Genomic DNA, 20,172 nt, shown 5'->3' on the forward strand with positions numbered 1-20,172 from the left:
CAGAGCAAATTATTAGCCTGCCGCCTGTCTGTAAATTGCGCCATGCCACCATTCCAAAACTAATCACTCCCTGCCGTTCTGCTTATATTTTTTAACCACTTATACTTCAGGTTACTGACTCGTATAACCGGAGGTGCAATGCGGATTCACCATCTTAACTGCGGCTGCATGTGTCCGCTGGGCGGCAAGCTTTACGACGGATTCAGCAAAGGCGCGCACGCGCATCTGATTTGCCACTGTTTGTTGGTAGAGACGGACCAGCATGGTCTGGTGTTGGTGGACACCGGCTTTGGGCTTGAAGATATGGCGGAGCCCTCCCATCGCCTGCCGTGGTTTTTCCGGGCAATGAATAATATTCAGTACCGTAAAGAGCTTACGGCTGCATATCAGCTTGCGGCGCTGGGCTTTACGCCGGGTGATGTCCGCCATATTGTGCTTACGCATCTTGATTTCGACCATGCCGGCGGCCTGAGCGATTTCCCGAACGCTCAGGTGCATCTGATGCAGACTGAAATCGATACCGCCAGCGACCGTCGCGGCTGGCTGGCGCGCGAGCGTTATCGGCCCGGTCAGTGGGGCGCGATTTCAGGCTGGCACGGCTATCAGCCCCGAGGCGAAGCGTGGTTTGGTTTTGAGTCGGTGAGAGAGTTAAAAGGCCTGCCGCCGGAGATTTTGCTGATCCCACTGCGTGGACATACGCAGGGGCACGCAGGGGTGGCGATAGATACGCCAGACGGCTGGCTATTGCACGGCGGCGATGCGTGGTTTTTCCGCGAAGAAATGGCGCCTACTTATCACTGTACGCCGGGGTTGCGCTTTTACCAGACGATGATGCAGGAAGATAAAGACGCCAGGCTGAATAACCAGCGCCGCTTAAGGGCGCTGGCGACCGATGCTAACGTTGGCGTCACGCTGTTTTGCAGCCATGACGCCAAAGAGTTCGAGCGGTTGAAAGCGGGCGAAGCGCGGTTAGCGTAATCCCGTTTTTTGCTTGAGCGCGGCCATAACGCCCGCTTTATCGCCAAGATAACGGTTAAGGCCGTTGGCGCGCAGGTTGCAGGCGGCGCATTCGCCGCAGCCTTCGCCCTTGATGCCGTTGTAACAGGTGAGGGTATCATGGCGTACCAGCTCGAGTTTGCCCCAGTAGTCCGCCAGCGCCCAGGTTTCCGCTTTATCCAGCCACATCAACGGCGTTTCAAAACGCACGTCCCGCGCCATGCCAAGGCTTACGGCATGGTTAAGCGCTTTAACAAATTCATCGCGGCAATCGGGGTAACCGGAAAAATCGGTCTCGCAAACGCCGGTTATCACCGCTTCCGCCTGTACCTGGTAGGCGTAAATGGCCGCCAGCGTCAGGAACAGAATGTTACGGCCTGGCACAAAGGTGCTGGGAATGCCGCTCGCTTGCGGGTCGTAATCCGGCACCGGAATGCTGTCGCGGGTCAGGCTGCTCACCGCCAGTTCATTCAGCAGCGTGACGTCCAGCACTTTGTGCGCCCGTGCGCCCAGCGTAGACGCCAGTTCACGAGCGATATCAATCTCGGCCCGATGACGCTGGCCGTAATCAAACGTCACACAATGAACTTCATCATACTGGTGGAGCGCCTGAATCAGGCAGGTGGTGGAGTCTTGTCCTCCGCTGAAGACAACAACGGCACGTTTCATAATCAACCTTGTGGTTCTTAATCGTAAAAACGGTATGGTAGCGCCGTAGCGCCATGCTAACCAGCTTCTTCGCCTTGCGCAGGCGGCGGCAGCCAGGCGCGGGTGAAATCAAACCAGCCGCGCGCGTTAAGCTCAACGCCGTTAATCCCCGGCGGCGCGCTTATCTGGTAGCGATAATTAAAGAGCGGCGTGATGATGCCTGCGGACATCATTTCATAAAACACGGCTTTCAGGGCGGCGTTACGGGTTTCGTCATCAGGATAGCGTTGTACGGAATCCAGCGTGGCGAGCAGGTGATGCTGTTGCGCCAGCGTTAGCAAATTCGGCCAGAGCGCGTCACAGCGCAACCACTGTTCCAGCGTATATTCCGGCGCTTCACCGATAAGCCTGTCGCCCATCACCATATCCGCTTTCCCCAGTTCGCCGCAGCCGTCCCAGTTTTTGGCGTCGTGAAAATGGAGGGTTAATTCGCAGCCTAAAGAGGCCAGCTGTTCGCGTAACTGCTGCGCCATAACATGCAACTCGACCGGCAGATGATAAAAGAGCGTCAGCCGGGGCGGCAGTTGCACCGCTTGCGGCGGCCATTGCGGCAGTTCCCAGCCCGGCAGCATTTCGCGACTCGGCGTAATCAGCCCTTCGTCCAGCGGCAGCGCTTCAATCATGCCGCTTTGGTGGATAAGGCTGATAAGCCGCCGCGCCTGAGCGATGGAGAGACGTCCGGACTGGCGCACGCCGAGGTAGCAAAAGCCGAGGCTGATGCTGTTGCTGACTGGACGCAGATGGGCCAGCTCTTCTTCCTGGCCAAGGGCTATCTGCACCGGATGGCGACAGCTGGTGCCGAGGGCGCGGTCAAAAAGCTGCGGCGTTATCCAGTATTCCACCGCCTTCAACAACGGATGTTGCAGATGGTAAAACTCGTGGCTTTCCAGCCGCACCAGCTCAGGCGTAAAAGCCGTGAGCCGAAACGGGCCGCAGCCAGTTTGATTATCATCCGGGTGCCCGAGAAAACTGCAATAGCTGGCGAGCCGCCAGGGAAGCCAGTAATCGGGCCTGAAGAGCGTGAAGCGCAAACACCGGGCATGGGGCGAGTCGACCGTTTTTACGCTTGAGAAAAGCTGACGCAGCGCGGGCAGCGCCAGGAGATGGGTAAAGCTTGTAAGCAGCTGCGCCGTTTCGACCGGCTTGCCGTCATGCCAGTGCAGGGTGGCGCGAAGATAAAAACGCCAGGTCAGGCCGTCGGGGGAAACCTCCCAGTGGTGCGCCATGTCGCCGTGCGGACGAAGGCTTGCCGCCTCAAAGCGCGTCAGCCCGGCAAAAACCTGGCTTGCCAGATGTTGCTCGGCGCGTCCTGGCAAAAAGCCGGGCGTTAGCGGCTCCAGCGGACGGTAATAGGGAATGCGCAGGGTTGGCGTGTCGTTCTGCCACTGGCCGCCCAGAAACGGCGTCAGCAGATGACGCAACTGCTCCGGCGCCAGTTGCGCAAGCGCAAGGGCGTTGTGATGCTCTCCCAGGCGTAATACGTTTTCCATCATCCCCGCCCGCACGCTTTGCGGGCTAACCAGAAAGGTAAGCGTGCCTCTTTTTCCCCGGCCTGACTGCGCCTGCCACGTCAGCCAGCCTGCTTCTTCAAGCTGACGCAGCAGAGAGCGGGCGTGGCGCTCGCTGCAAAAGCAGCGCGCCGCCAGTTCCGCCACGGTGGTCTGTTGAGGCGAGCCTGCCGAAGGCTGCCAGAGCCGTTGAAACTGGTTTAATCGATTGAGCAGTCGCATACAAAACCCGGAACTGTTTTTGGCAAGTATTCACTATTAGTTCCGTATATACCAGGCGATACTTTTCGGCATGCAATCACCTTCACACAGGAGATAACCATGGCGAAACTCGCGGCCTTTGATATGGACGGCACGCTGCTGATGCCGGACCATCGGCTGGGCGAAAAGACTATCAGCACGCTGCGCCGCCTGAGGGAGCGGGACATTGCGCTGGCCTTTGCGACCGGCAGGCACGTCATGGAGATGCGCCCCCTTCTCGGCCAGTTTTCTCTGGAAGCGTTTTTGATAACCGGCAACGGCACCCGCATTCATACCCTGGAAGGGGAACTGCTGCACAGCCAGGATCTGGCGCCCGGCGTAGCGGAAACGGTGCTGCACAGCCACTGGGATACGCAGGCGAGCATTCACGTCTTTAATGATGACGGCTGGCTTACCGACCGCGATATGCCCGAACTGCTCGTCGCGCACCGCTATAGCGGCTTTCGTTATCAACTGGCGGATCTCAAGCGGATCCCGGCGCACCGGGTGACGAAGATCTGCTTCTGCGGCGATCATGACGATCTGTGTCGCCTGCGCGTTCAGCTTAACGAGGCGCTGGGAAACGACGCGCACCTGTGCTTTTCCGCCGTAGATTGTCTGGAAGTGCTGCCGCCGGGATGCAATAAGGGCGCAGCGCTGACCGTGCTGAGCCAGCATCTGGGTTATACGTTGGCGGAATGCATGGCGTTCGGCGACGCCATGAACGATCGCGAAATGCTCTCGCTGGTCGGCCATGGGCTGATTATGGGCAACGCCATGCCGCAGCTGATAGCGGACTTACCCCACCTGCGGGTGATAGGTCACTGTAGCCGACAAGCGGTTTCACACTATTTAACACATTGGCTGGATACACCACACCTTACTTATTCCCCCGAATGATGAGGATTTCCAGCAAGCCGGGCTAGCCCGGCTTTTTTTCTTCCAGCAGCGAGGCCAGCGCCGCCTGATACGGCGCCAGGTCGCCGATGTTTTTCGCCACCCATTCCGGCTGGTAATAGGTATCGAGATAGCGCTCGCCGCTGTCGCACAGCAGGGTGACAATCGCCCCCTGGCGGCCTTCGTCGCGCATGCGCGCCGCCAGCTGCAACGCGCCCCACATATTGGTGCCGGTGGAGGCGCCCACTTTGCGGCCAAGCTGCGTCTCCAGCCACTGCATGGCGGCGACGCTCGCGGCGTCCGGCACGCGCAACATCTCATCCACGACGTCCGGAATAAAAGAAGGCTCCACGCGCGGGCGGCCGATGCCCTCAATCTTACTCCCCACGCCGCTTCGCAACGTGTTGTCGCGGGTGTGCCAGTAATCCATAAACACCGAGTTTTGCGGGTCTACCACCATCAGCTTCGTGTCGTGTCCCTGGTAGCGCAGGTAACGGCCAAGCGTTGCGGAAGTGCCGCCCGTGCCGGCGCTCATCACAATGTACGCCGGCACCGGATGCGGCTCATGGCGCATCTGGCGAAAAATGCTGTCGGCGATATTGTTGTTGCCTCGCCAGTCGGTGGCGCGCTCGGCGTAGGTAAACTGGTCCATATAATGGCCGCCAAGCTCGCGCGCCAGCGTCTCGGACGCGTCGTAAATTTCGCAGGCGCTTTGCACGAAATGACAGCGGCCGCCGTAAAACGCTATCTGCTCAACCTTGCGCTTCGCCGTACAGGCGGGCATGACCGCGATAAAAGGCAACCCCAGCAGCCGGGCGAACCAGGCTTCTGAAACAGCAGTCGACCCCGAGGAGGCTTCAATAATCGGCGTGCCTTCTTTTATCCAGCCGTTGCTTAAGGCGTAGAGAAAAAGAGAGCGGGCGAGGCGGTGCTTCAGGCTGCCGGTCGGGTGGGTGCTTTCATCTTTCAGATAGAGATAAATGCCCGGAAAGGCGGGCAGCGGCAGGCGCAGCAGGTGCGTATCCGCAGAACGCTGGTTATCAGCGTTAATTTCAGTAATGGCGTGGCGTACCCAGGAGCTGGTCATGCGCGTGATCCGTTTGTCAATTTGTGCTTAGAGTAACGAAGAGCGCGGGGAAAAACGTTGCCATTTCACCTACAGACGGCTTGAATAAGGGAAAATTATTCTCCCGGTGGCCGCTATGTTAGATAAAATTGACCGCAAGCTCCTGGCATTGCTGCAAAGCGACTGCACCCGCTCTTTGCAGGCGCTCGCCGATGCCGTTAATCTGACAACAACCCCCTGCTGGAAACGGCTCCGGCGTCTGGAAGACGAAGGTTACGTCACGGGTAAAGTGGCGCTGCTGGACCCGGAAAAGCTCGGCCTTGGCCTGACGGCGTTTATGCTTATCAAAACCCAGCACCATAACCGCGAGTGGTACAGCCATTTCGTCTCGGTGGTCAGCGGCATGCCTGAAGTACTGGGCTTCTGGCGCATGGCGGGGGAGTACGACTATCTGATGCAGGTTCAGGTAGCGGATATGAAGCGGTATGACGAGTTTTACAAGCGACTGGTGAACCAGGTGCCGGGCTTTTCCGAGGTCACTTCGAGTTTCGCCATGGAGCAGATAAAATACACCACAGCCCTGCCGGTGGAGGCGTAGCCTTTAGCGGCCACCTATACTCCATCCCTGCGCTTATCGTCATTAAAGACAATCAGGACAAACGTTTTGCGATTATTTGCTCAGTTAAGCTGGTACTTCGGCCGGGAGTGGCGACGCTATCTCGGCGCCGTCGCCCTGCTTATCATCATCGCCGTTTTGCAACTCGTGCCGCCAAAACTGGTGGGCGTTATTGTGGACGGCGTCACCCAACGCCACTACACCGCCGGGCAGATTTTGCTGTGGGTAGGCGTCATGGTGGCGATTGCGATTGTGGTTTATCTGCTGCGCTACGTCTGGCGCGTGCTGCTGTTCGGCGCGTCTTATCAGCTTGCCGTAGAGCTGCGCCGCGATTTTTATCGCCAGCTCAGCCGCCAGCATCCTGAGTTCTACTTACGCCACCGCACCGGCGATTTAATGGCGCGCGCCACCAACGACGTCGACCGCGTGGTCTTTGCCGCGGGCGAAGGGGTATTAACGCTGGTGGATTCGCTGGTGATGGGCTGCGCGGTGCTGATAGTCATGAGCACGCAGATAAGCTGGCAGCTTACGCTGCTGGCATTGCTGCCGATGCCGGTGATGGCCATTGTCATTAAGCGCTACGGCGACCAGCTGCACCACCGCTTCAAGGCGGCGCAGGCGGCGTTTTCAACGCTTAACGATCGCACTCAGGAGAGCATGACCAGCATCCGCATGATCAAGGCGTTCGGGCTGGAAGACCGTCAGTCGGCGCTGTTCGCCGAAGACGCGCGGGAGACGGGGCAGAAGAACCTGCGGGTGGCGCGTGTGGATGCCCGCTTCGACCCGACTATTTACATCGCCATCGGCATGGCGAACCTGCTGGCTATCGGCGGCGGCAGCTGGATGGTGATGAACGGCACGCTGACGCTCGGCCAGCTCACCAGCTTCACGATGTATCTGGGCCTGATGATCTGGCCGATGCTGGCGCTGGCCTGGATGTTTAACATCGTCGAGCGCGGCAGCGCGGCGTACAGCCGCATCCGCGCCATGCTTGCTGAGGCGCCCGTGGTTCACGACGGCGACGAAAGCGCGCCGCCGGGACGCGGAGAGCTGCGCGTGGCTATCCGCGCCTTCCGTTATCCAGGCGTTACCCAGCCGACGCTGCAAAACCTCAACGTCGCCCTGAAGCCGGGGCAGATGTTAGGGTTGTGCGGGCCGACCGGCGCGGGGAAAAGCACCGTGTTAACGCTGATACAGCGCCATTTTGATGTTGATGAAGGGGAGATTCGCTTTCATGACATCCCGCTGCCTCGTCTGAAGCTGGATGACTGGCGCGCCCGGCTGGCCGTTGTGAACCAGACGCCGTTCCTCTTCTCTGACACGGTGGCGAACAATATCGCCCTCGGCAAGCCTGAAGCCACGCAGCAGGAGATTGAGCATGTGGCGAAACTCGCCTGCGTGCACGAAGATATTTTGCGCCTGCCGCAGGGGTACGACACCGAAGTGGGCGAGCGCGGCGTGATGCTCTCCGGCGGGCAGAAGCAGCGTATCTCCATTGCCCGCGCTCTGCTGCTGAACGCAGAGATGCTGATTCTGGATGACGCGCTTTCGGCGGTAGATGGGCGCACGGAACACCAGATCCTGCACAACCTGCGCCAGTGGGGAGAAGACCGTACGGTTATCATCAGCGCCCATCGCCTTTCGGCGCTGACCGAAGCGAGCGAAATTCTGGTGCTGCAGCACGGTCATGTAGCCCAGCGGGGTCAGCATGAACAGCTGGCGAGCCAGCCGGGCTGGTATCGCGATATGTACCGCTATCAGCAGCTTGAAGCGGCGCTGGACGACGCGCCGGAAGAGAACCAACAGGAGGCGATGAATGCGTAATTTTGGTCAGCTGTGGCCGACGCTAAAACGCCTGCTGGCGTATGGCAAGCCCTGGCGTAAACCGCTTTCGATGGCGGTGGTTATGCTGTGGGTTGCCGCCGCCGCGGAAGTCAGCGGCCCGGCACTCATCAGCTACTTTATTGACAATCTCGTCGCGCAGCATCGTATGCCGCTTGCGCTGGTCAGCGGGCTGGCGGCGGTTTATCTCCTGCTGCAACTGCTCGCCGCCGGGCTGCACTACTGGCAGTCGCTGCTGTTTAACGAAGCGGCCGTGGGCGTGGTGCAGCAGCTTCGCACCGATGCGATGGACGCCGCGCTGCGCCAGCCGCTCGGCGCCTTCGACACCCAGCCGGTAGGGCAGCTTATCTCCCGCGTGACCAACGACACCGAAGTTATCCGCGATCTCTACGTCACCGTTGTCGCAACGGTATTGCGCAGCGCGGCGCTGGTGGGCGCGATGCTGGTGGCCATGTTCAGCCTCGACTGGCGGATGGCGCTGGTGGCTATCACCATCTTCCCAGCGGTGCTGATTGTAATGCTGATTTATCAGCGCTATAGCACGCCCATTGTGCGCCGGGTGCGCGCTTATCTGGCGGATATCAACGACGGCTTTAACGAAGTGATCAACGGCATGAGCGTCATCCAGCAGTTTCGCCAGCAGGCGCGCTTTGGCGAACGGATGAATGAAGCGAGCCATTCGCACTATCTGGCGCGCATGCAGACGCTGCGCCTGGATGGTTTCCTGCTGCGTCCGCTGTTAAGCCTCTTTTCCGCGCTGGTGCTCTGCGGGTTGCTGATGCTGTTCGGCTTTACGTCAGTCGGCACGATAGAGGTTGGGGTGCTGTACGCCTTTATTAGCTATCTTGGGCGCCTTAACGAACCGCTTATCGAGCTCACCACCCAGCAGTCGATGCTGCAACAGGCGGTGGTGGCGGGCGAGCGCGTCTTCGAGCTGATGGACAGGCCGCGCCAGAACTACGGCGATGACGAGCGGCCGCTGCAAAGCGGATCGATCGACGTCGATAATGTCTCGTTCGCTTATCGCGACGATCGTCTGGTTTTGCAGGATATCGACCTGCGCGTTCCGTCGCGTCATTTCGTTGCGCTGGTGGGCCATACCGGCAGCGGTAAAAGTACGCTCGCGAACCTGCTGATGGGATATTACCCGCTGACGCGCGGCGAAATCCGCCTCGACGGGCGGCCGCTCCAGAGCCTGAGCCATGGCGCGCTGCGCAAGGGGGTGGCGATGGTGCAGCAGGACCCGGTGGTGCTGGCGGATTCGTTTTTCGCTAACGTCACTCTCGGGCGCGACATCAGCGAAGAACAGGTCTGGCAGGCGCTGGAGACGGTGCAACTGGCGGAGCTGGCGCGCGGCATGGCGCAGGGTATCCACACCCGTCTTGGCGAACAGGGCAATAACCTCTCTGTCGGCCAGAAACAGCTGCTGGCGATGGCCCGCGTGCTGGTTGATACGCCGCAAATTTTGATTCTTGATGAAGCGACGGCCAATATCGACTCCGGCACCGAGCAGGCGATTCAACAGGCGCTGGCGGCTATCCGTGAACACACCACGCTTGTGGTCATCGCGCATCGTCTTTCCACCATTGTGGAAGCGGATACGATCATGGTGCTTCACCGCGGCCAGGCCGTTGAACGCGGCACGCATCAGGAACTGCTCGCCGCGAAAGGGCGTTACTGGCAGATGTACCAGCTTCAGTTGGCAGGCGAAGAGCTGGAAGCGAGCGAGCGGGAAGAGTCGCTTATCGCCTGATGCACTAAAATTACGCACCGCGCCAGCCGCTCGCTTTGCTGGTGCAAAAATGCAACGCACCCTGCACCAGCATGGTGCGTTTTTGCTTTCCAGGAACAATCTGAATCCCGGTCACACTTTTTTCTTACTCATTCACTCCATGAATGCCCGCTTGCCAGGCGCAAAATCTCCCGCTTTTTCATTCCTGGCACGCCGCTTGCTTTAACAAAGTTGTTAGCTGCGGCCATTACCCAATTCGACTGGAGGGGATTTATGAAGCTGGTTACCGTGGTAATCAAACCATTCAAACTGGAAGACGTGCGCGAGGCGCTTTCTTCAATTGGCATTCAGGGGCTGACGGTAACCGAGGTGAAAGGCTTTGGTCGCCAGAAGGGCCACGCCGAGTTATACCGCGGTGCCGAATACAGCGTTAACTTCCTGCCGAAAGTGAAGATTGACGTTGCTATTGCAGACGATCAACTTGATGAAGTGATTGATGTCATTAGTAAAGCTGCCTATACCGGCAAAATTGGCGACGGCAAAATTTTCGTTGCCGAGCTGCAACGCGTGATTCGTATTCGTACCGGCGAAGCCGACGAAGCGGCACTGTAACTGGCCAACCGTGACAGGAATGGAAAAGATGAAACACACAGCACTGAAATCTGGCCTCGGCCTGCTTTCGCTTCTGCCCGGCCTTGCCATGGCCGCTCCGGCGGTGGCGGACAAAGCGGATAACGCTTTTATGATGATCTGCACCGCGCTGGTGCTCTTTATGACCGTACCTGGCCTGGCGCTCTTTTATGGCGGCCTGCTGCGCGGTAAAAACGTGCTCTCCATGCTGACGCAGATCTCCGTGACTTTCGCGCTGGTCTGCATTCTCTGGGTGGTTTACGGCTACTCGCTGGCGTTTGGCTCCGGCGGCAGCTTCTTCGGCAACCTTAACTGGATCCTGCTGAAGGGTATTAACATCACCGATCTCATGGGCAGCTTCTACCAGTACATCCACGTGGCGTTCCAGGGTTCGTTCGCCTGTATTACCGTGGGGCTGATTGTCGGCGCGCTGGCTGAGCGCATTCGCTTCTCCGCCGTGCTTATCTTCGTAGTGGTATGGCTGACGCTCTCCTACGTGCCTATCGCCCACATGGTGTGGGGCGGCGGCCTGCTGGGTTCTCACGGCGCGCTGGATTTCGCAGGCGGCACCGTTGTGCACATCAACGCCGCGGTGGCGGGCCTGGTGGGCGCGTACCTGGTGGGTAAACGCGTGGGCTTTGGCAAAGAAGCGTTCAAACCGCATAACCTGCCGATGGTCTTTATCGGCACGGCGATCCTTTACTTTGGTTGGTTTGGCTTCAACGCCGGCTCCGCCAGCGCGGCGAATGAAATCGCCGGTCTGGCCTTCCTGAACACCGTTGTGGCGACAGCCGCCGCCATTCTCGCCTGGGTCTTCGGCGAATGGGCGCTGCGCGGCAAGCCTTCTCTGCTGGGCGCCTGCTCCGGCGCTATCGCGGGTCTGGTGGGCGTGACTCCGGCTTGTGGCTACATCGGCGTCGGCGGCTCTCTGATTGTGGGCATTGCGGCGGGTCTGGCGGGTCTGTGGGGCGTCACCATGCTGAAACGCTGGCTGCGCGTTGATGACCCGTGCGACGTCTTCGGCGTGCATGGCGTGTGCGGCATCGTAGGCTGCATCCTGACCGGCGTGTTCGCAGCAAGCTCGCTGGGCGGCGTGGGTTACGCAGAAGGCGTGACCATGGGTCACCAGGTGCTGGTGCAGCTGGAAAGCATTGCGGTTACCGTGGTCTGGTCCGGCGTGGTGGCGTTCATCGGCTACAAACTGGCGGATATGACGGTTGGTCTGCGCGTGCCGGAAGACCAGGAGCGCGAAGGTCTGGACGTCAACAGCCACGGCGAGAATGCCTACAACGCCTGAGTAAAACGTCTCTCTTGTTAAAACCTCCCGCTTGCGGGAGGTTTTTTATTTTCAGGGGAGAGGAAAAGCCAGTGGCGCAGCGTCTTTACGGTGGGTGGCGTTTCGCATATTCAGCCAGCAAACGGCTCGCCTGAACGGCAGGGCGGGCCGCCGTCGCCGCTTAACTTAACCGCGCTTCCTCATCACCCCTTCCTGCACAGAAGAGGCGACCAGTTTGCCGTCCATACTCCAGAATTCGCCGCGCACAAAGCCACGCGCGCTGGAGGCAGAGGTGCTTTCCACGCTGTAAAGCAGCCACTCGTTCATGTCGAACGGACGGTGGAACCACATGGAGTGGTCGATAGTCGCCACCTGCATGCCTGGCTCCAGGAAGCCCACGCCGTGCGGCTGCAGCGCCACCACCAGGAAGTTAAAGTCGGAAGCGTAGCCCAGCAGCGACTGGTGTACGCGGAAATCGTCCGGCATCGCCCCGTTAGCGCGGATCCACACCTGGCGCGACGGCTCCGCCACATGTCCTTTCAGCGGGTTATGAAATTCCACCGGGCGAATTTCGAGCGGCTTATCGCTAAGGAACTTCTCTTTCACCTGCGGCGGCAGGAACTTTTCCAGCGCCCGGGCGATATCGGTTTCCGACTTCAGCCCTTCCGGCGGCGGCGCGTCAGGCATCGTTTTCTGATGCTCAAAACCCGATTCCGGCGCCTGGAACGAGGCGGTCATGTAAAAAATAGGTTTGCCGTTTTGGATAGCCGCTACGCGCCGGGCGCTGAAGCTGTTACCGTCGCGCAGCACTTCAACGTCATACACAATCGGCTTCTGACTGTCGCCCGGGCGCAGGAAATAACTGTGGAAAGAGTGCACCAGACGTTCCGCCGGAACGGTCTCTTTGGCGGCGTAAAGCGCCTGCCCGACGACCTGCCCGCCAAACACCTGGCGCAGACCTAAATCTTCGCTCTGGCCGCGAAACAGCCCCTCTTCAATTTTTTCCAGATTCAACAATGCCAGTAGGTTGCTCAGCGCCTGACTCATAACGGGTCCTCAACAGCAAAAGAAAGCACAGCGGTGCCGGGAAAGTAACGAGAGTATAACGTAGAACCACAACTGGTCCGAGGGGTGGAATTATCTTAATGGCGGGCGATTACCAGGCGAAAATCAGTGACCTGTGCCACACTTAGCACGACAAGCAAGTTCTGACCACTCACTTCTGGTGAGTTATCGCGCTCACTGGTGCATTGAAAATAAGGAGAACGCAATGAAACTCGTGCACATGTTAAGTGGTTTAGCGGTTGCGGTTGCTCTGGCGGGTTGCGCACAGGATAAAAGCGCGGACATAGCGGTTCCGGCGCCGAATCCGAACACCGCCGGCGTGGCGACACAGCCGGTTATTAAACAGCCTAACGTCTCCGGTACGGTCTGGATCCGTCAAAAAGTGGCGCTGCCGCCGGATGCCGTGCTGACCGTAACGCTCGCCGACGCCTCGCAGTCTGACGCGCCTTCCCGCGTTATCGCGCAAAAAGCGGTACGTACCGAAGGCAAGCAGGCGCCATTCAGCTTCGTATTGCCGTTTAATCCGGCCGACGTACAGCCGAATGCCCGCATTCTGCTGAGCGCCGCCATCACCATCGACAACAAGATTGTTCTGGTAACCGACCAGGTTAAACCGGCGGTAACTCAGGGCGGCACTAAAATCGACCTGAACCTGGTGCCGGTGCAGCAGACCGCGATCCCGTTACAGGAAGGCGGCGGTGCGGCAACGACGGTGCCGAGCACGTCGCCAACGCAGGTTAACCCTTCGTCAGCGGTTCCGGCTCCCACGCAGTTCTGAGTTAACATTAACGCCTCTTCGGAGGCGTTTTTAATAGCGCCAGCGGTAGCGGGCGAGGTCTATCTGTCCGCTGCCGGAAACCTGAACCCCTTCCGACAGCAGCGCCTGCCGCTGACGCTGTAAATCGGGCCCGGTAAGCGAAATCGCGCCGTGGCGGTTCACGACCCGATGCCAGGGCAACTGGCTGCCTTCCGGCAATCTTTTCAGCACGCCGCCCACCTGCCGCGCCGCTCGCGGCGAGCCCGCAAGTCTTGCCACTTCGCCATAGGTCGTCACGCACCCTTCAGGAATGGCCGCGACAATCTGATAAACGCGCATCGGGAAACTGTCCGGGTTATCCATCATTCGCACTCCGTGAGATGAGAAAGTAAGGATAGTGAGGAGTGGGGGAGGAGGGAAGGCTTAACCGCTTGTTTTTACATACATGAATGTACCGTTATTTGGCGACACTACTCACAGTTCGATTTCAGAATAAAAAGAATAATTTATTCATGAAACAGCACATGGATGAATTAAATGGATTTTTATTCTTACTGGGGAAAAGCCGCTCACGGGCAAGAGCATAAAGGCGATGACTATCACCTTCTGTGCTGGCATTCGCTGGATGTGGCGGCATGTGGCTACGTAATGGTGATGGAGAACCGGTTTAACGCCGCCGGGATATTCGCCGCGCTGGGCATAACAGAGCGTCAAACGGCGGCGGAATTCTTCGCCTGGCTGCTTTGCTGGCACGACATCGGCAAGTTTGCGCGTCTGTTTCAGCAAAAATATACCCATGAAGCGCTCGCTCATGGCCAGCGCGACGTCAGCGAAAATCGGCATCATCACACCGTGACGGGCATGTGGTTGTGGCAATATCACCTCAGCGAGACTGTTGCCGCAAGCGTCGTCAGCCCGCTCTCTCTGCGTCTGCGCAAACGCGTGCTCGAGCGCTGGATGCCGGTGGTAATTGGGCACCACGGCCAGCCGGTATCAAGCGAAAACTGCCATAACGATTTTTTGCCTGAAGATATAGAAGCCGCGCAAGCCTTTGCGCGGGCGGTGAATACACTCTTTCCGTCCGTTACGCTGCCGCAAACATGGAGCGAAGCGGGCTGGCGAGATCAATTTTTACCGCTGAGCTGGCTGGTTTCGGCGCTGGTGGTGCTGGCGGACTGGGCTGGCTCCGGCAATCATTTTTTCCCCTGGTCGGCTGGTAAAATGCCGCTCGAAAGCTACTGGGCGCGCGCTGTCAACCAGGCGAAAAATGCGCTGCGCCTGTTGCCGGCAGCCAGCGACGTCGCGCCGTTTGAAGGCATCGATACCCTTTTTCCTTTTATTACCGATCCAACGCCGCTTCAGCAAAAAGCTCTGGAGCTCGATATCAACACGCCCGGCCCGCGGCTTATCATTCTTGAAGATGTCACCGGCGCCGGGAAAACCGAAGCGGCGCTGGTGCTGGCGCATCGGCTGATGGCGGCCGGTCATGCTCGTGGGTTGTATATTGGACTGCCGACGATGGCGACGGCGAACGCGATGTATGCGCGGATGGAGCGCGCCTGGCTGCGGCTCTACCGCGAGGGCAGCCATCCAAGCCTTGCGCTGGCGCACAGCGCGCGCAGGCTATCGGCGAATTTTAACGCGTCCATCTGGGCCCGCGAGCTGTTGGCGAATGAGTCTGGCGATGAAGTCGCCTCGTTCGAAGGCTGCGCCGCCTGGTTTGCCGAGTCGCCCAAAAAGGCGCTGCTGGCGGAGACTGGCGTCGGTACGCTTGATCAGGCGCTGATGGCAGTCATGTCGTTTAAGCATCAGAATCTGCGCCTGCTGGGCCTGAGCGACAAAATCCTGATAGCCGATGAGATCCACTCTTACGACGCTTATATGTCGCACCTTCTGGAAAAGCTGGTTGAAGTCCAGGCCGCCAGCGGCAACGCCACGATTTTGCTCTCCGCCACGCTCTCGCAGACCCAGCGAGACCGTCTGGCTACCGCGTTTTACAGAGGGTTAAATATGCCCTGTGAGCCGGTGCGCCCTGGGCTCGATGATTATCCGTGGGTAACGCACCTTCACGCACAGGGCAGTGGCGGACATCGCGTTGCTACGCGCCCGCAGGTGCAACGGCGCGTCAGCATCGGCTGGATGGAAGACGAAGCCGCCTGCCTCAATAAAATAGAAAAGGTCGTGGGGGAAGGGAGTTGTATTGGCTGGATACGTAATTCGGTTGACGACGCGGTGCGCAGTTACCGCGAACTAATTCGCAACGGAAATATTCCCGAAGAAAATATTATTTTGTTCCATAGTCGTTTCGCTTTTACGGATCGTGCTGCTACGGAAATAAAAACGCTGGCATGGTTTGGTAAAGAAAATGCCGACCATCGCGCCGGAAAAGTAATAATAGCTACTCAGGTGATTGAACAATCTTTAGATATTGACCTGGATTATTTAATTAGCGATCTGGCGCCGGTGGATCTGTTAATTCAGCGCGCCGGGAGAATGCAGCGGCACATTCGCGATGGTCACGGAAACATTAAATTAACCGGTGTGGATGAAAGGCCCGCGCCGCGCCTCGATATTCTGGCGCCGCCGTGGCAGGCGCAGCCAGATGAAAAGTGGTTAACCTCCGCGATGCGCAACACCAGCTACGTTTATCCGGCGCATTCACGGCTGTGGCTAACCCAGCGCGTACTGCGCGAGCAGGGCGAAATACGCATGCCGGAAGCGGCGCGTTTATTAATTGAGGCCGTTTATGGCGAGGAAAGCGAAGTGCCGGAAGGCATGAAACTTTCTGAAGAAAAAGCAATGGCCGACTATTACAGTCAGCGTGCGATTGCCGCCAATTTTGAAATTTACCTTGAAGGCGGATATGACCCGAACAGCGCAAAACAATGGGGACCTGAGGTTTCTACGCGCCTCGGTGAACTCACCGTCGATATCTGGCTGGCATACAGCACACCTGAGGACATTAAGCCCTATGCGCAGGGGGATAACCCGTGGGAGATGAGCGCATTGCGGGTGCGTAAAAGCTGGTGGGATAAGCACAAAACCGCCTTTACGCTGCTGGCTGGCGAGGCGCTGGAACGCTGGCGCGTTACGCAGCGTAAAAAAGAGGCGGTGGTCATTTTGCTGCCGGGTGGGTATTCGCCTAAAGAAGGTCTGACAGGTGTTGAGTAATGCCAGTAAAGCCCCGCTGTCGCGGGGAACGAATACCAAGTGTTCTTATTGTGGGTTTATCCCGGAATCAGGGAACCTGCACATTCTATCGGATGTTATTTTCTAAACTATTTATCTATTCCTAATTGCTCTTTCTATCAAAGAGTTCTTATTGTCATTGGAAGTTTGAGGGTTATGATTGTATACCCCTTTAGGGATATATGTTTGGCGGGTTAATTTTTTTCCCTGAGATATTGATGAACCTTATTTTTCGTTTTGCTCATATCAGAAAGTGGGCGTGTAAGCTTCGTATATTTACGAGGCTGGAGTTGACAGTAGTGCTTATGTTTTCCTTTGTCGTAAATAATATCTAACGGACTGCGAGGCCACGGACGGCCTGTATATCAAGGAGGTTAAATGCATTTCAATTTGCTCACCACAAAATGGCTACCCGTTATTTACCGCGATGGCGGCCATGGAAAAATCGCGCCGATGGACCTGGCCGATGAAAATATTATGGAGCTGGTTTTACCCCGCCCCGACTTTCAGGGCGCCGCCTGGCAGTTTCTGCTCGGCGTGCTGCAAACCGCGCTGGCGCCGAAGGACAAGGAAGGCTGGGAGGATATCTGGGAAGAGGGGTTAACAACCGGGATGATCCGCAATGCCCTCGCGCCGCTAGAGCCGCTGTTTGAATTCGGGCCTGGCACGCCCTCGTTTATGCAGGATTTCGAACCGCTGGATGGTGAAAGCGTTCCGCTGGCGCTGCTGCTGCCGGAAACGCCCGGCGCCCAGACGCTGAGGCTGAATAAAGACCACTTTATTAAGCGTGGTGTGACGGAGAAGCTTTGCCCGCACTGTGCCGCGCTGGCGCTCTTTTCACTGCAATTAAATGCGCCAGCGGGCGGCAAAGGCTACCGCACCGGACTGCGCGGCGGTGGGCCGATGACCACGCTGCTGGAATTGCACCGCTATAACGGCGAGCCCGCGCCGCTGTGGCGCAGGCTGTGGCTCAACGTAATGCCGCAGCGTGAAAGCCATATGCCGCTGCCCGCAAACTATGACGCCCGCGTATTTCCCTGGCTTGCGCCGACCCGCACCAGCGAAAAGGCGAGCGATATCGTGACCCCGGAACAGGCCGACGCGCTTCAGGCATTCTGGGGCATGCCGCGCCGTATCCGTATTGATTTTTCCGCCACGCAGCAGGGCGCCTGCGATCTCTGTGGTGAGCCGGGCGACGCGTTGTTAACGGCGATGACAGTAAAAAACTACGGCATCAACTACGTCGGCTGGGTACATCCGCTTACGCCGCATCGCGTTCCTAAAAAAGAGGGCGGGGAGATGTTCTCGGTGAAAGCGCAGCCGGGCGGTCTGCTCTGGCGCGACTGGCTGGGATTGATGATGGAGAGCGAAAGCGAAAATAATTACGAGCAGCCCGCCCGCATTATCAAAATTCGCCAGCAAAAGCGGCTGGAAGGCGCGCAAACCGGCCTGTGGTGCTTTGGTTATGACTTCGACAACATGAAGGCCAGCTGCTGGTACGAGCATCATTTACCTTTTCTACAGCTCCCCGAAGAGAAATTGCCATTTATCCGCCAGACGCTGAGCGACGCCGCCCGTTTTGCGACCCGAATGCTCAGCCTGTTGCGCAGCGCTCTGAAAGAAGCCTGGTACGGCGAGAATGCCACCGTGCGCGGCGATTTCAGTTTTATTGACATCGATTTCTGGCAGCAGACGCAGCCGCGGTTTCTGGCACTGGTCGAGGCGGTGAAAGCCGACGAGACGGGCGACAACCGCGCGCTGCTGAGCGCCTGGAACAGCGACATCTGGCGCTTTACGCGCCACTACTTCGACGATCGTGCCCTGACCAATCCGCAAGAGCGCACAGAATTCTCAGACATCATGAAAGCGCGCAAGAAATTTTTCACGCAGACGAAAGTTAAGCCTGGCGGGAAAGGCGCGCGGGCTAAAAAAACGCAGGAGGCAAATTAAGTGAGCATGTTATCGCAGGCGCACCGCGAATCGCTGCTGAAGTGGCATTCGCTGATTAATGAGCAACAGGGACGACGATTGCGCGCCAGCTTGCGGCGCAGCCATACGCTTTCCGACGTCTGGCTCAGCGAAGGGTTTAGAGTATTGGTTGCACGTCTCCCCTCGCTCTGGAACGTACCGGGGCGCGAGTGGCGTTTTTGCGCGCTCGGCATTGTCGCAGCACTGGCCGCACACGTTAAAACCATTGAAACACGTCAGCCTTTCGCCGCGCAGCTCGGGCAAACCAATGGCAATAACCCGGTGATGTCTGAACTGCGCTTTCGGCGGCTGAGCCAGGCGCGAACCCAGGAAGAACTGTTCCGCCAGCTGCGTCGCGCGGTGCAGTTGCTTGGCGGCACGGTCAATCTGCCCGATCTCGCCGAGGGCGTGTTTCGCTGGTGCGCGGAAGAAGACGCGCACGCGCGCCACGCGGCGCAAAAGCGCACTCCAACTGAATACATTCGCGTGCGCTGGGCACTCGACTATTACATGGCGGGCACCCCGTCAGACGCTCCGGATGCCGTCGATACCACTTTACCGGCCGATATGGCCGCCACTCAGGAATAAGGAACATTCGCTATGACCACATTTATTCAGCTTCATCTGTTAACCGCCTACCCAGCCGCCAACCTGAACCGCGACGACACCGGCGCGCCGAAAACCGTTACTATCGGCGGCGCGTCGCGCCTGCGTATTTCTTCGCAAAGCCTCAAGCGCGCCTGGCGTACGTCCGCGCTGTTTGAGGAGGCGCTGGCTGGACATATCGGCACCCGCACCGCGCGTATTGGCCGCGAGGCGGCGGAAATTATGCTGGATGGCGGCGTTTCGCAGCCAAAAGCCATTGAGTGGGGCGGCGCTATCGCCGGTTGCTTTGGCAAGGTGAAAAGCGAGAAAGACAAGACAAAAATCGATAAAGATCCGCTTATCAATACCGAGACTGAACAGCTGGCGCATATCAGCCCGCTTGAGATGCAGGCAGTGCAGGCGCTGGCCCGCACGCTGGCAGAAGAAAAACGCGCTCCGGCGCCGGATGAACTTTCCTTCCTGCGTAAAGACGCCATGGCCGTCGATATCGCGCTGTTTGGCCGCATGCTCGCTTCAACGCCGGAGTATAACATTGAGGCTGCATGTCAGGTGGCCCACGCATTCGGCGTGGGCGAGACCCTGATGGAGGACGATTTCTTCACGGCTGTTGACGATCTGCGTCAGGCATCGGCGCAGGATGCAGGCGCAGGCCATATCGGCGAGCTCGGTTTTGGTTCGGCGCTGTTTTACACCTATATATGTATCGACCGCGATCGCCTGCTGGAAAACCTCAACGGCGACGAACAGCTGCTGACGAAAACGCTGCGCGCGCTCGGCGAATGTACCTTGAAAATCTCCCCGACCGGCAAACAAAACAGCTTCGCCTCCCGCGCATACGCCAGCTGGGCGCTGGCGGAAAAAAGCACAGATCAGCCGCGCTCGCTGGCCGCCGCGTTCTGGGAGCCGGTGACCGGCAATAACCAACTGGAAGAGGCGGTGCGCCGCATCACGACGCTTCGCGACAACATGAATAAAGTCTATGGGAGCGAAAAAACGCCGTGCGCGACCTTATACGGCGTGAAAGGCGAAGGTTCTGTCGCGCAACTGCTGGATTTTATTAGCGCTTAAGGGGCGAC

The 20,172-nt window shown here is 58.4% G+C and carries 18 protein-coding genes; 13 read left to right on the top strand and 5 right to left on the bottom strand.

The features are described 5' to 3' along the window. Nucleotides 1-138: 138 nt before the first annotated feature. Nucleotides 139-978: an MBL fold metallo-hydrolase gene (locus ACU4F7_RS05480; RefSeq protein WP_481638198.1), complete on the top strand. Its 840-nt coding sequence runs from the start codon at nucleotides 139-141 to the stop codon at nucleotides 976-978. Here the strand turns inward: ACU4F7_RS05480 and queC are convergent. Continuing rightward, on the bottom strand, nucleotides 970-1,665 hold the full coding sequence (queC, locus tag ACU4F7_RS05485) for a 7-cyano-7-deazaguanine synthase QueC (protein WP_029592087.1): 696 nt from the start codon (nucleotides 1,663-1,665) through the stop codon (nucleotides 970-972). The genes ACU4F7_RS05480 and queC overlap by 9 nt on opposite strands. Before the next feature lie 56 nt (nucleotides 1,666-1,721). Continuing rightward, the gene (locus ACU4F7_RS05490) at nucleotides 1,722-3,434 is read right to left on the bottom strand and encodes an SgrR family transcriptional regulator (RefSeq protein ID WP_481638199.1); all 1,713 of its coding nucleotides are present in this window, start codon (nucleotides 3,432-3,434) and stop codon (nucleotides 1,722-1,724) included. A gap of 99 nt (nucleotides 3,435-3,533) precedes the next feature. On the opposite strand from ACU4F7_RS05490, the gene cof reads away from it, so the two are divergent. Continuing rightward, nucleotides 3,534-4,352, top strand: coding sequence for an HMP-PP phosphatase (gene cof / locus ACU4F7_RS05495; protein ID WP_481638200.1), 819 nt, complete (start codon nucleotides 3,534-3,536; stop codon nucleotides 4,350-4,352). A gap of 22 nt (nucleotides 4,353-4,374) precedes the next feature. Here cof and ACU4F7_RS05500 read toward each other — a convergent pair whose 3' ends face one another. Further along, nucleotides 4,375-5,436 (bottom strand): PLP-dependent cysteine synthase family protein, encoded by a 1,062-nt coding sequence (locus ACU4F7_RS05500; protein ID WP_024557430.1) that lies wholly within the window; start codon nucleotides 5,434-5,436, stop codon nucleotides 4,375-4,377. Between the two features lie 115 nt (nucleotides 5,437-5,551). Between ACU4F7_RS05500 and ACU4F7_RS05505 the strand changes: the two genes are divergently transcribed. From ACU4F7_RS05505 to amtB, 6 genes are all read left to right on the top strand, one after another. Continuing rightward, a complete protein-coding gene (locus ACU4F7_RS05505; RefSeq protein ID WP_029592090.1) occupies nucleotides 5,552-6,013 on the top strand; it encodes an Lrp/AsnC family transcriptional regulator in 462 nt (153 codons plus the stop codon). A gap of 66 nt (nucleotides 6,014-6,079) precedes the next feature. After that, nucleotides 6,080-7,855 (top strand): SmdA family multidrug ABC transporter permease/ATP-binding protein, encoded by a 1,776-nt coding sequence (locus tag ACU4F7_RS05510; protein WP_481638201.1) that lies wholly within the window; start codon nucleotides 6,080-6,082, stop codon nucleotides 7,853-7,855. Further along, nucleotides 7,848-9,626, top strand: coding sequence for a SmdB family multidrug efflux ABC transporter permease/ATP-binding protein (locus ACU4F7_RS05515; protein ID WP_481638202.1), 1,779 nt, complete (start codon nucleotides 7,848-7,850; stop codon nucleotides 9,624-9,626). Before ACU4F7_RS05510 ends, ACU4F7_RS05515 begins: the two co-directional genes overlap by 8 nt. Before the next feature lie 49 nt (nucleotides 9,627-9,675). Further along, complete coding sequence (locus tag ACU4F7_RS05520; protein ID WP_161808642.1) at nucleotides 9,676-9,831, top strand: hypothetical protein; 156 nt, start codon at nucleotides 9,676-9,678, stop codon at nucleotides 9,829-9,831. Nucleotides 9,832-9,878: 47 nt separating this feature from the next. Next, on the top strand, nucleotides 9,879-10,217 hold the full coding sequence (gene glnK / locus ACU4F7_RS05525; RefSeq protein WP_002891893.1) for a P-II family nitrogen regulator: 339 nt from the start codon (nucleotides 9,879-9,881) through the stop codon (nucleotides 10,215-10,217). Nucleotides 10,218-10,245: 28 nt separating this feature from the next. Beyond that, on the top strand, nucleotides 10,246-11,532 hold the full coding sequence (amtB, locus tag ACU4F7_RS05530) for an ammonium transporter AmtB (RefSeq protein WP_024557426.1): 1,287 nt from the start codon (nucleotides 10,246-10,248) through the stop codon (nucleotides 11,530-11,532). 165 nt (nucleotides 11,533-11,697) lie between these two features. Here amtB and tesB read toward each other — a convergent pair whose 3' ends face one another. Next, nucleotides 11,698-12,558, bottom strand: a complete 861-nt coding sequence (gene tesB / locus ACU4F7_RS05535) for an acyl-CoA thioesterase II (RefSeq protein ID WP_029592093.1) — start codon at nucleotides 12,556-12,558, stop codon at nucleotides 11,698-11,700. Between the two features lie 223 nt (nucleotides 12,559-12,781). Between tesB and ACU4F7_RS05540 the strand changes: the two genes are divergently transcribed. Next, nucleotides 12,782-13,354, top strand: a complete 573-nt coding sequence (locus ACU4F7_RS05540; RefSeq protein WP_481638203.1) for a YbaY family lipoprotein — start codon at nucleotides 12,782-12,784, stop codon at nucleotides 13,352-13,354. A gap of 30 nt (nucleotides 13,355-13,384) precedes the next feature. Here ACU4F7_RS05540 and ACU4F7_RS05545 read toward each other — a convergent pair whose 3' ends face one another. Further along, nucleotides 13,385-13,696 carry an MGMT family protein gene (locus tag ACU4F7_RS05545; RefSeq protein ID WP_024561509.1) on the bottom strand — a complete coding sequence of 104 codons (312 nt, stop codon included), beginning with the start codon at nucleotides 13,694-13,696 and terminating at the stop codon, nucleotides 13,385-13,387. A gap of 174 nt (nucleotides 13,697-13,870) precedes the next feature. Between ACU4F7_RS05545 and cas3 the strand changes: the two genes are divergently transcribed. The 4 genes from cas3 to cas7e all read left to right on the top strand — a co-directional run bounded on the left by cas3 (nucleotide 13,871) and on the right by cas7e (nucleotide 20,164). Continuing rightward, nucleotides 13,871-16,504, top strand: a complete 2,634-nt coding sequence (gene cas3, locus ACU4F7_RS05550; protein ID WP_481638204.1) for a CRISPR-associated helicase Cas3' — start codon at nucleotides 13,871-13,873, stop codon at nucleotides 16,502-16,504. A 396-nt stretch (nucleotides 16,505-16,900) separates the two neighbouring features. Continuing rightward, a complete protein-coding gene (casA, locus tag ACU4F7_RS05555) occupies nucleotides 16,901-18,472 on the top strand; it encodes a type I-E CRISPR-associated protein Cse1/CasA (protein WP_481638205.1) in 1,572 nt (523 codons plus the stop codon). Next, entirely contained in the window at nucleotides 18,473-19,078 is a 606-nt protein-coding gene (casB, locus tag ACU4F7_RS05560) for a type I-E CRISPR-associated protein Cse2/CasB (RefSeq protein WP_338464371.1), read from the top strand. A 12-nt stretch (nucleotides 19,079-19,090) separates the two neighbouring features. Beyond that, entirely contained in the window at nucleotides 19,091-20,164 is a 1,074-nt protein-coding gene (cas7e, locus tag ACU4F7_RS05565) for a type I-E CRISPR-associated protein Cas7/Cse4/CasC (RefSeq protein ID WP_481638206.1), read from the top strand. Nucleotides 20,165-20,172: the final 8 nt, after the last annotated feature.

The organism is Franconibacter pulveris, assembly GCF_056780215.1.